Origin of the sequence: Bifidobacterium biavatii DSM 23969 (assembly GCF_000741165.1) — a bacterium.
Taxonomy (GTDB): domain Bacteria; phylum Actinomycetota; class Actinomycetes; order Actinomycetales; family Bifidobacteriaceae; genus Bifidobacterium; species Bifidobacterium biavatii.
The window spans coordinates 10,846-25,921 of sequence record NZ_JGYN01000021.1 but is presented as its reverse complement, the minus strand read 5'-3'; the positions used below and the strand labels follow the sequence as shown (position 1 = coordinate 25,921).

General features: G+C 55.9%; 8 protein-coding genes. 5 read left to right on the top strand and 3 right to left on the bottom strand.

Annotation, left to right across the window (positions count from 1 at the left end; translation table 11 throughout):
• Positions 1-5: 5 nt before the first annotated feature.
• Complete coding sequence (locus BBIA_RS13415; protein ID WP_051923903.1) at positions 6-980, bottom strand: glycosyltransferase family 2 protein; 975 nt, start codon at positions 978-980, stop codon at positions 6-8.
• A gap of 150 nt (positions 981-1,130) precedes the next feature.
• Here BBIA_RS13415 and BBIA_RS07895 point away from each other — a divergent pair, with 150 nt between their 5' ends.
• The 5 genes from BBIA_RS07895 (at position 1,131) to BBIA_RS15110 (ending at position 6,780) form a co-directional block, all read left to right on the top strand.
• Positions 1,131-2,435, top strand: coding sequence for a polysaccharide pyruvyl transferase family protein (locus tag BBIA_RS07895; protein ID WP_033494524.1), 1,305 nt, complete (start codon positions 1,131-1,133; stop codon positions 2,433-2,435).
• A gap of 22 nt (positions 2,436-2,457) precedes the next feature.
• Positions 2,458-3,609 (top strand): glycosyltransferase, encoded by a 1,152-nt coding sequence (locus tag BBIA_RS07890; protein ID WP_033494523.1) that lies wholly within the window; start codon positions 2,458-2,460, stop codon positions 3,607-3,609.
• A gap of 15 nt (positions 3,610-3,624) precedes the next feature.
• Positions 3,625-4,731, top strand: a complete 1,107-nt coding sequence (locus BBIA_RS07885; RefSeq protein WP_033494522.1) for a polysaccharide pyruvyl transferase family protein — start codon at positions 3,625-3,627, stop codon at positions 4,729-4,731.
• A 30-nt stretch (positions 4,732-4,761) separates the two neighbouring features.
• Positions 4,762-6,201, top strand: coding sequence for a lipopolysaccharide biosynthesis protein (locus BBIA_RS07880; protein WP_033494521.1), 1,440 nt, complete (start codon positions 4,762-4,764; stop codon positions 6,199-6,201).
• A gap of 105 nt (positions 6,202-6,306) precedes the next feature.
• Positions 6,307-6,780, top strand: a complete 474-nt coding sequence (locus tag BBIA_RS15110) for a hypothetical protein (RefSeq protein WP_081892163.1) — start codon at positions 6,307-6,309, stop codon at positions 6,778-6,780.
• 100 nt (positions 6,781-6,880) lie between these two features.
• Here BBIA_RS15110 and BBIA_RS13410 read toward each other — a convergent pair whose 3' ends face one another.
• Together BBIA_RS13410 and BBIA_RS13405 are read right to left on the bottom strand one after the other, a co-directional pair.
• A complete protein-coding gene (locus BBIA_RS13410; RefSeq protein WP_051923902.1) occupies positions 6,881-9,844 on the bottom strand; it encodes an Ig-like domain-containing protein in 2,964 nt (987 codons plus the stop codon).
• 257 nt (positions 9,845-10,101) lie between these two features.
• A complete protein-coding gene (locus BBIA_RS13405; protein WP_051923901.1) occupies positions 10,102-14,403 on the bottom strand; it encodes an Ig-like domain-containing protein in 4,302 nt (1,433 codons plus the stop codon).
• Between the last annotated feature and the right edge of the window lie 673 nt (positions 14,404-15,076).

Genomic DNA, 15,076 nt, shown 5'->3' with positions numbered 1-15,076 from the left:
GATGATCATAGACCCAGACGTTTCAAGCCAGACAACAACCGGTTGCCGTAATCAATGCCAAACGTCCGCCATACCAGACGCGACACGCGGTATTTGGGCGTGCGTGTCAGGTATTGCATCAGATCCATATTGTCTTTGACGATGCGCATGCAATCCCGTTTCTCGGATCCTTTGAGAAGATTGATGAGAATGATGATATTTGCGTATTTCTCAGCGAAATACCGGCTCATTAAGGCTACGTCGGGGAAAATGTCAGCGTGACGTGCTGCGTTCGCGAACACCTCGAGCTGCCCTTTTACGGCACAATAGGAGGGGGAGGTGATGACTGACCCCTCACGCATAATCCTGTACTTCACAAGAGGGAAATCCACAAATCGGAAGGATGACACTCTGGGCGCCAGCTGAAGGAAGAAGTCACAATCCTCCGCGCCGATCAATCCTTTCTTATACTCCAACGAATTCGATTGAAGGAAGTCCTTCCGATAGACGCTTTGATATGCCTTCCAAGGAAGATAGACATCCTGTTTGGCGTATTCCTGCAACACCTCGAGGAACGAACGTCCGTCTTGGTTACTCCAGCATGATTGGTGATCGGCTTTCTTCTCCTTACCGTCATGCCAGTACACAATTTCCCCAACAACGATCTGCGGCCGTCCATTCGATTCGATAGCTTTGTTCACATGTGACAGCACACCGTTACACATGGCGTCATCGCTGTCGATGAAGACTACATATTCGCCCTTACACATGCTGAGCCCGGTGTTGCGGGCGTCCGACAGGCCTCCGTTACGCTGGTGGACGACACGAATTCTTTTGTCCTGTTTCGCATAGCGGTCGCATATCACCGGGCAACCGTCAGGTGACCCGTCGTCGACGAGAATGAGCTCATAATCTATGAAATCTTGGGATAGGACACTGTTGACGCATTCCTCCAAATACTGTTCCACGTTGTATATAGGCATGATGATGGAAAAACGCATACCCACCCTTTCCCGAATAGCGCTGTCGGCTCAGAACCCGGATACATCTGGCCTACAGCATGCACTGGCTCCATCCTGCAAGGACACCCCCCTATACTAGTCTAGGCTGAGGAAGCTTGCACGCTGTGAGATTGGATATGGAGTTACATCATGCCTGACACCTATGTGATTGTTCCCGGATGCTCGGATTTGAACCGCGGTGATCAAGCGCTGGCGTGGGAGACAAGGGAAGTCGCGCAGGATGCTGGTTTCTTCGGGAAGTATGCCATTGTTTCCGAGACGAATGAGCCTGTCGCCCAAACGCGTCGACAAGGGTTTGACAGCATCGCCCCAGTCTTGGAGCATCCTTCCCGTCTGTTCAAGAACAAGCAGAACATGGAGTACACTAAGGCGCTGAAGATCAAATGGGGCATTGTCGCGATCGGTGATTTTCTGCGCAGCCTTATGCTGCTTTCCCCCATCACTCGCGGTGTGGGACTCGCATTGTCCAGCAAGCGCAACAGAGAGTCGTTTAATGCCATCAAGTCAGCCAAGGCGGTCTTTATGAAGGGCGGTGGTCTGATTCAGACCTACGGTGGGCTTTCCTCCACTTATTCCGCCTACTTCTGGGTATTTCATATGAAGCTTGCCATCAGTCTGGGTATCCCCGTCTATATCATGCCGAATTCCTTTGGCCCCTTCAAAGGCCCGTTCGTCAAGAGCATCGTGCGGTCATTATTCAAACAGTGCAGGCTGGTAACTGCCCGTGAGGAGTTCTCTCAGGAGATGGTCCGAAAGGATTTAGGCATCAGCATCCCCTTGTTCCCTGATTTGGCGTTCTATCTCAAGCGCTCGCAGCGCATGAGCAAGAAAGATGTGGCGAAACACTACGATCTGCCGAACGACCGCAAGTGGGTGGCGATAACGGCCCGTCCTTATCGTTTCCCGGGTTCAGACAATCCCGAGGCGGATTACGTGCACTATAAAGAGTCACTTATTGAGTTCGCAGAATGGCTCTATGCTAGTGGCTATATGCCAGTGTTTATCGAACACACTTTGGCGGTCAATGCCCACGAAAATGATGGTGCGTGCATTCGCGAAATTATTCAGCATCTTAATCCAATGCATTATCGTTTCATTTCCGACCCGGATCTCAACTGTCGCGATCTCAAAGCGATCTATAGCTTCTGCGACTATACGGTCGGAACGCGGTTCCATTCCGTCGTTTTCAGCCTCAGCGAGGGCACGCCCAGCATCGCCATCTCCTATGTGGGTAACAAGGCCACTGGCATCATGCATGATATCGGTTTGTCCGATTATGTGCTTTCGATCCGTGACATCTCATCGGATTCGCTGAAAAGCCGGTTCTCCAAGCTTGTCAACAATGAGGAAGCGGTGTTGAAGAAGGTTGATGATTACAAAACTCGCTGCACGGCACGACGCCAGCAGCTGATTACGCTTATGCAACAGGCGTGAGCATCCGAAAGAGACAACTGCCATGACAATCGTTTTCGCCCATGATCACCCGCTTAAAGTCGTTGCGGGAAAGTACTACACGGCTGGAGGTTTCTCGAACGCTGTTACCTCGCGGTACACGGAACTCTTCGGCGATATGGTGTTCATCCTTCGTGCCTCGCAGACCTCGCAGGTTCCGGAAAGGTACTCGGAGGTTTCCAATCCGAAAGTATCGGTGCTCGGCATCGCTCCCTCCGAATTGGCGAAGATTGTGCCAGCAGCCAAGCGCATCGCGGCAGCCGTGCGTTCCGCGGACGGTGTGATTGCGCGTCTCCCTAGCCGCATCGGCACTCTCGCCGTACATTACGCGAAAAAGTTCCGCAAGCCCTATCTTGTGGAATCCGTGGCGTGCCCGTGGGATTCTTACCGCAGCGAAGGTATGGCCGGCAAAATCGTAGCCCCTATCATGTGGGCGCTCACCCGTTACGCCACTTACGACGCGCCGTATTGCCTCTATGTCACCTCCTCGTTCCTGCAACGACGCTACCCCTGCAAGGGTCATACTATCGGATGCTCGGATGCCGAGATCTCGCTGGCTGGAGACGAGGCTGTGAACAGCAGGATCAAGCATATCCCCCAGCATGGGGATACGCTCATTCTCGGTACATTGGCACGGGTAGATTTGGGGTACAAAGGTCAGGCGGATGTAATCCGAGCGATCGCTGAACTTGATCCATCACGGCGTTCGTGCTTCGTATATCGTCTTGCGGGTCAAGGCAATGCGCATCGTTTAGCTGATTTGGCGAAGCAACTCGGTGTCCAAGACAATGTTGTCTTCAACGGCCCTCTTACCCACGAGGAGGTCTTCGCTTGGCTGGACGACCTTGATGTATACATCCAGCCCAGCAAGCAAGAGGGGCTACCTCGTTCTGTGATTGAGGCCATGGGCAGGGGTTGCCCGGTGATCGGCAGTAATGCTGGTGGCATCCCCGAACTGCTTGATTCGTCTTGCGTGTTCCCCATCGGGGATGTCCACGCCATCACATGCATGTTGGGCGCCGCGACGCCGCAATGGCGTCGCGAAGAGGCGAAAAGGAACTACGCTTTCGCCCATCAATTCGAATCGAAAACACTATCAGCGCGTCGAAACGGCTTCTACCGGGAATTTACCCAGACCATCGCGACACGACAGTAAGGATCGCACGTGACCATGAAAATCGGAACCATCACCTTTCACTGCGCCTACAACTACGGCTCCGTGCTGCAGTCTTTCGCACTAAAGACGTATCTGGAACGTCTAGGCAACACGGTGTCCGTGATTGACTACCGCTCCCCAAACTTCGACCAATACAAGTTGTTCCACCCTACCAATCTACGGCATCTGTGCTCCGACATCCTGTTCTTCCCTCGTAATATCCGCAGGAAGCACGCCTTCGAGAGCTTCCAGCGCCGGCACCTCAATTTGACAAGGCGTTATGAGGGGCCGAATGCAGAACAAGAGCTATCCAGGGACTCAAATGAGTTCGACGCTGTCATCTGCGGCAGCGATCAGATCTGGAACTTGGATTGTACACAAGGTTTGGACGGATGCTACTTCCTGCGTTTCGCGCCGGATTCCGTGCGCAAGATTGCCTATGCGCCGAGCCTGAGTCAAGCACAGTTCCAGCCCCGGTTCTTCGATGAGAAGACGAGGAACGAACTCGGCAGACTCCTTGACAGGTTTCACGCCATCTCTGTCAGAGAACAGAGCACAGTGCCCGTATACCAGCAATTGACGGACAAACCCATTCAAGTCGCCATCGATCCGACGTTGCTTCTGGACGCCTCAGTCTACCGGAATATTGAGTCCAAACTGCCCAAGCCGGTGTGCAACGCCGGGTTCATCTTCGCATATACGCTCTGGCCAAACAAAAAGATGATCGACTATGTCGACCGGCTCGCCCAGAAAGAAGGCCTGACGATCGTGTATTCCTCGAAGATTCCGATTCGATACCGTTCACGTGCCATCAACTGTTATGGCATGTCCCCCGAGCTGTTCCTTGCGCTGATCGATAAGGCTCGATATGTCATTTCGAATTCGTTCCATGCGACGGTGTTTTCCGTGCTGTTCCATAAGGCTTTCCTGACGTTTGGCAAAGACAGAAGCACCTCGCGGATGTCTGATTTGCTTTCTCGACTTGAGATCGAAGACCATATCGTCAGAGACGATTATGATGGCGATATGGTTCCCGCCGGTGCCGATTACGCTGCGGTCGACGGTCTGTTGGACAGGATGCGTCAGGATTCCGAACAATTCCTGAAGAATGCGCTCGCCTGAGATTACCGGAAGATCTTGATCGAGGTAGTTGTGAACAAGTACAAGAATCTTCTACTCAATGTGGGGTTGTTCCTGCTGAGCGCGATCAGCACGAAGCTTATTACCTTCATCCTGATACCTCTTTACACCACGTATCTCACGAATGCCCAATACGGCATTACGGATATGGCGTATACGATCATCTCGTTGGTAGGCCCCATCGCGAGCTGTTCGATCAATGATGCGGTCGTGCGGTATGTAGTGGACGATGAGCGGAACATCAAGCGGTACGTCACGTTGGGAACGTGGATCACGATTCTGAGCTGTCTCATTGCCGGGGTGCTGTTGCCATTGACCGATCTTCCCATGTTCGGTGGTCTTGGCGAGTACAAGCTTTGGTTCTTCCTGAACTTCATCACGTGGTCATTCAACGGTTTGTTCTCAACTACGATGCGTGGTTTGAACCACGTCAAGCTCATCACTCGTACGTCGATTTTCTCGGGATTGGTCACCGGCGTTTCTGCTTTCATTTTCATCGGAGGCCTCCATTTCAAGACCGAGGGCTATTTCATTTCGATCATTCTGGGCGGTGGCATCGGAGCCCTTCAGTATTTGTTCGCCGGCAAGCTCTACCGCTATATCGGTCTCCCGAAGCTGAAGAGTGACAGGTCTCTGCTTTGGAAGATGCTGATGTTCTCGCTGCCGCTCGTCCCCAACGCCGTGTTTTGGTGGGCCGGCAACAGCGTAAACCGTTTTTTCATCACCAGCATGCTTGGTATCGGTGCTTCAGGCTTGTTTGCGGCCGCGAGTAAGATCCCAAATCTGATGAATATGGTCTCTACCATTTTCTGGCAGGCTTGGAGTCTGTCTGCCTTTCAAGAATACCGCAAATCCAATATCTCCGGATTTTTCACCAATGTGTTTGCTATTTTTAAAGCATTGACGGCAGTGGTCGGCAGTACGGTCATTATGCTTTCGCCATGGTTGGCATCATTCCTTTTGCAAAAGAAGTTTTTCCAGGCATGGCCGATAATTCCGCTGTTGGTGTTTGCCTTTTGCTTCAGCGTGTTGTCGGGATTCTACGGTACAGTTTTTACGACCGGTATGAAGACTCAATATTTATTGATCACCACCGGTGTGGCCGCTGCGATCGTGGTTGCAGGCACGTGGTTGTTTATCCCCTTTTACGGGCTGCGGGGCGCCGCGTATGCCATGATTCTCAGTAATTTGGTGATGTTGGTTATGCGAATCTTCGAAGTGCGCTTGTTCATGGAGATCAAAGTGAATTGGGCGTTCACCGTGCCCACGTTCATTCTTTTGGGCGCGCAGGCGTTCGTCATGTCATCGCAGACGAAGAATTACATAATGATTTCCATCTGTTTGTGGGTGATGATTGCCGTGCTGCAGATTTTGGAGATTTTACCCTCGGCCAGACTACTACTGTCGAGGTTTAGCAAGCATCGACATGCTAGGCATGGCAAACGCCAGTGATTATTGCGTCATTAGGGGAGCATAATGATTGTAACTAGGCAGGACTTGCGGTAGTATTTGAACGCGGATTATGTCGCGCAGTACGGTAATGAAAAGGCGACGTTCATGCGTCGTAGGAACCCGGTTTATCGTATGAAAAGACTGCTCAGAATTTATGAGTATCGTCTCAACAATGCTCATAAAAGTGTTTTTCATAGGATTGCATCTTTCGTGGCGAAGATTCGGTACAGGCGTGTTTCCCGGAGTCTCTGTAGTGAAATTTCTCCTAACGTCTTCGGGAAAGGATTGCAGATTTGGCATGGTACACGCATCATTGTCAATGGTCATGCGACAGTGGGAGAGAACTGTAGCATTTCCAGTGGAGTGATTATCGGTCAGGCGCATAACAAATTTCCATCAATTGGTGATAATGTGCAACTGAACATCAACACTACCGTGCTTGGTGGCATCACGATCTCAAACAATACAGTCATTGGCGCTAATGCCTTAGTGGTGAAAGATATTCCCGCCCCATATACGGTCTGGGGGGGGGGGGGGGTACCTGCGAGGCAAATTAGCATAGTCGATCATGATAATTAATTGCGGTCGAGTATACAAATTCAATGACAGAAATTGTAATCGGGCCGCTCACGGAATGTGGGTTCTGGGAGCGGCCCGATTGATTATTGTTGGTTAGTGATTATTGATGTTTGGAGATACAGTTAGGTGTGACGTTGGCGATGACTTGTCTTCCAGTGACAGTGAGTGTGTCTCCGGTTCCCCAGTAGCCGTTGCCGTCTGAATTCAGATCCCAAGTGCCGGCTCCGTTGCTGAACGCTGTTTTCACTTTGTATCCTTGCGTATCGGGAATCATAAACTTCATCCATCCACCGCATGTCGCAGTCATGTTACCGTGGGTGAGTTTGCCGTTGATTCGATAGGCAATCGTGGTCTTTTTCCATGAGGAGGCTGGCTTATAGTACACCGTCATCGGAGATTTCTCAGCAGGCTTGGTGACGGTGAGCTTGACTGTGGCCTTCACATCGCCGGATTCGGCGGTGATGGTCGCGGTGCCAGTGGACTTCGCGGTCACCACACCAGTACCCATCACCGACGCAACAGACGAATCAGACGAAGACCAGTACAGGGAAGCGGAGGAGGCGCTTTCCGGTGTGACGGTAGCCTTCAACGTGGTGCTTTCGCCCACGGTGAGATTCAGCTTGCCATTGGAAAGCTTGTCGCCGGAGATGGTGATCTTTTCCACGGTCGGCTTTTCAGGCTCCGGATCAGGGTCGGGTGTGGCCTTGCAGGGGATTACCGTACCGAGTTTGCCGTTCTCGACCACAATGGTGGAACCAGACGCCACATAATTTTTGCCGCCGTTGTTGTCCCAACTGTTGCCGTTGTCGGTGATGTCGAACTCGAGTTGCGCTCCGTCGGTGCGCACCGTGGCCTTGACCCAGCCGTCGCACGCCTCTTCAAACTTCACGCGTCCGTTCACATCGGAATCCCACTTGCCGTTCACACCGTTGCCGACTTTGTAATGCAGGTAGTAGCCGGCCCAGCCGTTCGTGGTTGGATAGTACACGGTCGTCATTGCGGTGGTCGGAATCTCACCGGTCAACGTGAGCTTCAACGCAGCGGACTTGCCACCGGCGGTCGCAGTAATCGTCGTCGTACCGGCTTTCAAGCCGGTCACCACGCCGTCCGTATTCACGGTCGCTACGGACTCGTCGCTCGACTTCCACGTCACGGTCTTGGCCGATGCGTTGCTCGGCGTGATGGTGACGGTCAGCTGCGCGGACGTCGTCTTGGCGAGATTCATGCTGAGAGCGCCGTTCTTCACGCCGTCGCCGGAGATTGCGACCGATGTCACGTCGATCTGCTTGGTCTTCGTGTACGAATACGTATGCGACACGGCCTTGCCGTTGTTGCCGGTGCCTTTCACGGCCACGGTTACCTTGGAACCGCCCTTGGTCTTGCTGCCGACCGTGACGATCTTGCCGTCGGTGAGCGCGCCGGAATCGCCTTCGGACGTGGTGTAGGTGGCGTTCTTCATGTTGAACGAACGCATGGTCACATCAAGCGTGTCTTCGAACTCGCCGGTGTTCGGCATCGCCTCGGCGGACGAGATCTTCGTGTGCTTGACGGTCGGATTGTAGAACACGGCGACCTGGTTGTTCGCGATCGAGCCGGCCGTGATCTTGCCGCCGGACACGGTGATCGTCGCACCGGTGACTTCGTCGGTGTACGTGCCGTTGTCAAGCTTGACCGACTGGCCGACCAGCGACGTGCCGCCGTCCTCGTCCGCGGCGACCATCACGCCATCGTTCGCGGAGTTGCCGTCGCTCACGTAGCGTTCGACCATAATGCAGCCGTCGTTGCCGCAGTTGCTCAGATTATCGGCTTCGCCTTCCATCTGGTTACGGAAGTGGTTCACGGCCACAACTTCCGGATCCTTCCACAGGTCGGAGCCGACGTCGCCGATATGCGACTTCTCCGAGAACCATTCCTGCGTGCCGCCGGACGCATACGGGCGGCTGAAGAACAACGACATGCCGTTCTTGCGCGCGGTGATCACGGCCCAGCCGAGCTTGATTTGATCGTCGGTGAGCTTCTCGGACTGACGGTCGCAGTAGTTGTCGTGCGATTCGACCCACGTGACCATGTTCTCGGGGTCGGTCTCGACCTGGTAATCGGTGAAGAAACGCGTATTGAGGCTGTGATCGTTGAGCGCGTTGCGCACCTCGTGACCGTAGTTCGATGTGGTGATACCACCGCCGCCGACCGCAGAGTTTGCGAACATGGTCGCATAATCGCTTTCACGCACGTTCGCATCCTGCAAGACCTCGCCGTACTGGAATTGTGCGCCGTTTGGCAGAATCGTCTTCCAATACTGCGAGCCGCCGAACTCGTTGGTCAGTTCGATGTGCTTGGCCGCGTCGAAACGGAAACCGTCCGCGCCGTCGGCGACCGTGCGCTGAAGCAGCTCATGCATTTTCTGCGCCACGTAATCGTTCTGCGTGTTGAGATCCCACAGGCCGGAGAGCGTGTTCTGCGTGCAGTCCTCGCGGTTGTTGTAGTCGCTGATGGCCTTCTGTGCGTGGAAGTACGCCTTGTTCTGCCATTCCGGGTCGATCGCGTCCCAATCAGAGGTGAAGTGATTCGAGACCGAGTCGACGATGATGCGAATGCCGTACTTGTGAGCCTCCTTGCACAAGGTTTTGAAGTCGTCTTCGGTGCCCATCACGTAATTGCCGATGTTCATGCTGACTGGCTGGTACACGTAATACCAGTTGAGATACCAGCGTCCCTTGCCGAGTTCGCGGTTGTCTTTGATCTCCACAATCGGTTCGGTCTGGATAGAGGTATAGCCGGCTTCGGCGATTTCGGGCAGATGTTCCTGAATGGTTTTGAACGACCACATGAACGCATGAAGCGTGGCGCCGTGGCGCATCTCCTGGGCGAGGCCGTACTGCTTGCGCGCGGCTTCGAACGTGGCGTTGCCGACGGTGTCGGAGTAGCTGTCGCGGGTGGTGGCGGCTTCGGCGGTGTGGATGGTGGCTGCGGTGGTCGCGGTCAGGCCGGCGAACATGGTGGCGGTGACGGCCAACCATGTGGCGGTTTTCTTGCTGATGGTGGTCAGCCAGGTTGGGTATTGCATATTAGGGTTCGCCTTTGAAAGGATGTTGTAGGTTTGGACTACCCCTCAGTCATGCTTCGCATGACAGCTCCCCTGGCAAGGGGAGCCGAGGATGTGATTTTAAATGGGCCGCTCTCGGAACTTGAGTTCTGGGAGCGGCCCGGGTTGGACGGTTTGTCATTTCGAGCGGAGCGAAGCGGAATGGGGGAATCTATGGAGCTGGAAGCAGTGAAAGATTTCTCCGTTCGCTTCGCTCAGTCGAAATGACAGTTGATGGGTTATTGTTTGACGATGCAGTTGGGGGTGACGTCGGCGATGACTTGACCGTCAGAGACAGCGAGAGTATCTCCGATTCCCCAGTAGCCGTTGGGATATCCATCCCAATTGTTGGATCCATCGGTGAAGACGACCTTAACCTTGGCACCATTGGTGTCTGCAATCTTGTATGAATACCAGCCATCGCAGGATTCGGTCATGTCCGCGTGTGCGAGTTTACCGTTGATGCGGTAGTACATCACAGTCTTTTTCCATGAGGAATCCGGTTTGTAATATACTGTCATCGGAGATTTGGAAACAGTGCATTCCGGGGCAGAGGAAGAGATCTTTTTATCTGCAATGCTCATCACGTCTCCGGTTCCCCAGTAGCCGTTGCCGTCTGAATTCAGATCCCAAGTGCCGGCTCCGTTGCTGAACGCTGTTTTCACTTTGTATCCTTGCGTATCGGGAATCATAAACTTCATCCATCCACCGCATGTCGCAGTCATGTTACCGTGGGTGAGTTTGCCGTTGATTCGATAGGCAATCGTGGTCTTTTTCCATGAGGAGGCTGGCTTATAGTACACCGTCATCGGAGATTTCTCAGCAGGCTTGGTGACGGTGAGCTTGACTGTGGCCTTCACATCGCCGGATTCGGCGGTGATGGTCACGGTGCCAGTGGACTTCGCGGTCACCACACCAGTACCCATCACCGACGCAACAGACGAATCAGAAGACGACCAGGAGACGCGAGCCGTGGACTGCGCGGAGGAGGGAGAAACCGTAGCCTTCAGGGTCGCGGACTCACCAACCTTCAGCGAGAGAGCACCGTTCTTCACCCCATCACCCGAAATCGCGATCTTCTCGACGGTCGCCACGCACGGGCTCACGGAGCCGAGCTGGCCGTCCTTGAGCACGATGATCGCGCCGGAGGCCTTGTAGTTCTGGCCGCCGTTGTTATCCCACTGGCCGGAACCGTTGGTCACCACGAACTCGATGGGCTGTTCCTTCGCGCCCTTGATGGTGTATGAGACCCATCCGTCGCACGCCGCGGTCATCTTCACGCCCGGAGCAGTAGTCCACTTGCCATCAGCCACACGGTAGTGCAGGTAGGTGGAGTTCGCACCGAAACCGGTGCTCGGGTAGAACACGGTCGTGTTCGCAGCCACCGGCTTCTCGCCGGTCACGGTCACCGCAACGGTCGCGGACTTGCCGCCGGCAGTCGCCGTAATCGTCGCCGTACCGGCCTTCACGAACGTGACCAGGCCGTTCTTGTCCACGGTCGCGACCGACGTATCGGACGACTTCCACGTGACCTTCTTGTTCGTCGCGTTGTCCGGCTTCACGGTCGCGGTCAGCTGCGCGGTCGTGTCTCCCGCAGCCAGATCGGCCGAAAGCTTGCCGGACTTCACGCCGTCGCCGGAAACCGTCACGGACGTGACCTTCACCGTGTCATCCTCACCGGAACCGGAATCATCCGAACCGCCGATGCGCGCGAAGTTCACCGTGAAGTTGTCCTGATCGGACTTCTCGAAGCTGTTGTTCTCCTGCGAGCCGGCCGAATCGTCCAGATCGGCGTTGTCGTTCACCGCAAGATCGTACGGGAGCGAGTCCATGCCGGACTTGCCCATCGTGGCAACCAGTTGCACGCCGATGCCGCTCTTCGCGATCTTCGCCGCGTCGGTGCCCAGTTCGCTCAGCGGAATGGACATCTCATAGTGGAAGTCCATCGTGGAGGAGTTGTGGCCCTTCTCGTTGAAGTTGACCCACTTCGCGTTCGAACCGGCCTTCATGTCGCCGGGCACGCGGCCGTTGTTGGTGCCGTACGCGCCGTCGATGCCGTTGACCGCGGAGCTCAGAATGCCCTGGCCGTACTTGAACACGATGCCGGACTTCTCGGTCTCGGTCTTCGCGTTGGCCGCCGGGCCGTACTGCGCGTTCGCGTTCAGGCCGTCGCTGTCGCCGCCGTAGATCCACGGGCCGTTCGCGCCGTTCGTGGAGATCGCGAGCACCTTGTTGAGCTTGTTCTGCCAGGTGATGCCGGAATCCCACAGCGTGCCGCCGGTGTTCAGCTGCGCGCTCTTGCCGATGCGCGTGGAGCTGTCGCCCGTGTCGAACGCGAAGAAGAACGGGACGTTCATGTTGTTGAACAGCGTGCCCTGCGTGAGCGGATAGTTGTCGTTCGGCGCGACCACGTCCTGAACGTTGGTCATCTCCCACATCAGGTACAGGTTGTCGTCATCGTACGTGCCGTACAGCGTGTACAGATCGATCGGGACCTCGTACATCGAGTTCGGACGGTACACGCGCGGATCGTCGTTCGCGGCGCCCTGCGCGATGATCATCGAGCTGTCCCAGTCGTTCGTCTTGCCGTCAACCGTGATGGTCTTCTTCGCGGCGTTCGTCTTCGTCTGGTACTGGCTGGCGAGATTCTGCGCCTCGACCTCCGTCTTCGTGTACGTGTACGTGTTCTTGAGCGTCTCGCCGGTCTCCGCGTTCGTGGCGGTCACGGTCACGGTGACCTTGCCGCCAACCTTGACGGAGGAGCCGACCTCGATCGTGTCGCCGTCCTTAAACGAGCCGGACTCGCCCTCGGACGTGGTGTACTTGGCGTTTTTCACATTCTTCGCGTACAGCGTGACCGTGGTGGTGTCGGTGCTGAACGACTTGGACGCGGTAGCGGACACGGACGCGACCTTGGTGGTGGAGCCCTCTGCGTCATAGTAGACGCTCACGGCGTTGCCCTTGGCGGTGCCGGCCGTGATCTTGCCGCCCGCGACGGTGATCTTGCCGCCGTTGACCTGATCCTTGTACGTGCCGTCGTCCAGTGTGGTGGCCGAGCCGACCAGGCTCTGGTCGCCGCCCATGTTCGCGATCACCACGCCGTCGTTCGCATGATTGCCGTCGGACACGTAACGCTCGACCATCAGGCAGGAGTTCTGGCCGTTGCAGTTGCGCAGATACTCGGCCTCGCCGTCCATCGCGTTGCGGAAGTGGTTGACCGCCACAACGGACTTGTCTTTCCACATGTCGTCGCCCGCGTCACCGAGCTGGCTCTTCTCCGCGAACTGCGGGTTCGAACCGCCGGAGCCGACCGGACGGTTGAAGTACAGCGGCGCGCCGGCCTGACGGGAGGCGACGAGCGCCCAGCCCATCTTCAGCTGGTAGTCGTTCAGGTACGTGGACTCCTTGTCGCCGTTCGCATAGTTGTCGTGCGACTCGACCCACGTGACGAGCTGGTTGTTCTTCGCGCCGCCGTTGCTGAGATTGTTCAGCGTGCCGGCGCTCAGGTTGCCGTTCTTGATCGCGGCGCGCACGGTCTGGCCGTAGCTGGACGCGGTGTTGCCGCCGCCGTCCTTCGAATACTTGGTGAACAGATCAGCGTAGCCCTTGTAGTTCAGACTGGAATCGCCCTGCAGCACCTCGCCATACTGGTACTGCGCGCCGTTCTGCAGAATCGTGTCCCAGTAGATCGAATGCGTGCCCAGCTCGTCCGGCAGCTCGACGTGCTTGGCCGCGTCGAAGCGGAAGCCGTCCACACCGTCCGCGACGGCCTGAACGAGGAATTCCTTCATCTTGTTCGCGGCGGTCTGGTTCTGCGTGTTGATGTCCCACAGGCCGAGCAGATGGCACTGGGTGACCTGCCAGCGGTTGGAATAGTTAATGTTGTCGCCGTTCGCGCCCGAGCAGTTGGAGCGCGAGTGGAACAGGCTCTTGTCCTGCCAATCGGAGTCGATCGCGTTCCAGTCGGAGGTGAAGTGGTTGGCGACCACGTCGACGATGATGCGCACGCCGTACTTGTGCGCTTCGGTGGTGAGCGCCTTGAGATCGTCCTCGGTGCCGACCACGAAATTGCCGATCTTCGTGTTCGTGGGCTGGTAGACGTAGTACCAGTTTTCGGTGAACTTCTTGCCGTTCGCAGTGTTCACCTTGATGTGGCTCATCGGTTCGGTCTGCACGGAGGTGTAGCCAGCCTCGGCGATGGCGGCCATGTTCTCCTTGATGGTGTTGAACGACCACATCCACGCGTGCAGGATCGCGCCGTCCGCCATCGATTCGGTCAGACCGTACTTTTCGCGGGCCGCTTCGAACGTGGCGTTGCCGCGCGTGTTGGCGTAGCTGTCGGTGACGCCGGTGTCCGCGCTGGCCGACATGGTCGCGACGGACATGCCGCCGAACAGCGTGGCGGCTGCGGCGAGCCAGGCCACGGTCTTCTTGGTGAATTTGGCGATGGGGGAACGGCGGTGGGGTTGCGCGTGGCGCGGGCCTTGCTGGCTCGGATGCACGGCGTCCTCCCTCGAATCCGATGGTTGCCCGGTGTACATTGATGCTCCTTTGCTTGTGCTGCTGCCTGCATTTGATCGCCGCCTGGGATTTCGGCCGTTGCCCGGGTTTTGGCGGTTGCCGTCGCGTCGCTTGTCGCTGCGGCTACAGCTGTAGCTTCTTGCCCTTGCTTCGGTCCTCGTCTTTCGGCGGTTTCTCGGCAGTCCGGTGATGCCAGCGTTATCATTACGCCGACGGCTGCTGCGCCACCTGCATAATGGGTACGTTGGCATTCTGGGGATTCACTTTTCGAGGGCAAAGCTCGACCTAAGCCCTGAACTTTTGGTTCCGGCTCATTCCGGGTGGAGCGAAGTCGTGCTCTTCGCAGCGTCTTTGCTTATCTCTTGGTAATTATCGTACGGATATCTGCAAATGTTGTCAATCTGGTGAGTCGCGTTTCCGGACGCCGACGACCACCTCCCTGCCAACGTATCCAATAGGTACGGCGCGATTCTCGCCGTTGCGATCCCATGTTGCTCTCTTGTCGATAGAGTCGCGGACGATGGAAAGGCTCGCATTCCGCGGGCGTGAGCCGGCACTGTCCCGCGCACTCGACCTTGGCGTGTTGTTTGCTCCGCATCCGCGGGGATGAGCCGGAAAACCAAGGCAAAAACATTAAGGAATGCTGGTTTGCTCTGCATACGCAGCGCGTTAGGGGGTGGATAGTATGATGGC

Coding starts and splice junctions, on each gene's coding strand:
- BBIA_RS13415 (WP_051923903.1), bottom strand. CDS start 980: ATGCGTTTTTCCATCATCATGCCTATATACAACGTGGAACAGTATTTG.
- BBIA_RS07895 (WP_033494524.1), top strand. CDS start 1,131: ATGCCTGACACCTATGTGATTGTTCCCGGATGCTCGGATTTGAACCGC.
- BBIA_RS07890 (WP_033494523.1), top strand. CDS start 2,458: ATGACAATCGTTTTCGCCCATGATCACCCGCTTAAAGTCGTTGCGGGA.
- BBIA_RS07885 (WP_033494522.1), top strand. CDS start 3,625: ATGAAAATCGGAACCATCACCTTTCACTGCGCCTACAACTACGGCTCC.
- BBIA_RS15110 (WP_081892163.1), top strand. CDS start 6,307: ATGCGTCGTAGGAACCCGGTTTATCGTATGAAAAGACTGCTCAGAATT.
- BBIA_RS13410 (WP_051923902.1), bottom strand. CDS start 9,844: ATGCAATACCCAACCTGGCTGACCACCATCAGCAAGAAAACCGCCACA.
- BBIA_RS13405 (WP_051923901.1), bottom strand. CDS start 14,403: ATGTACACCGGGCAACCATCGGATTCGAGGGAGGACGCCGTGCATCCG.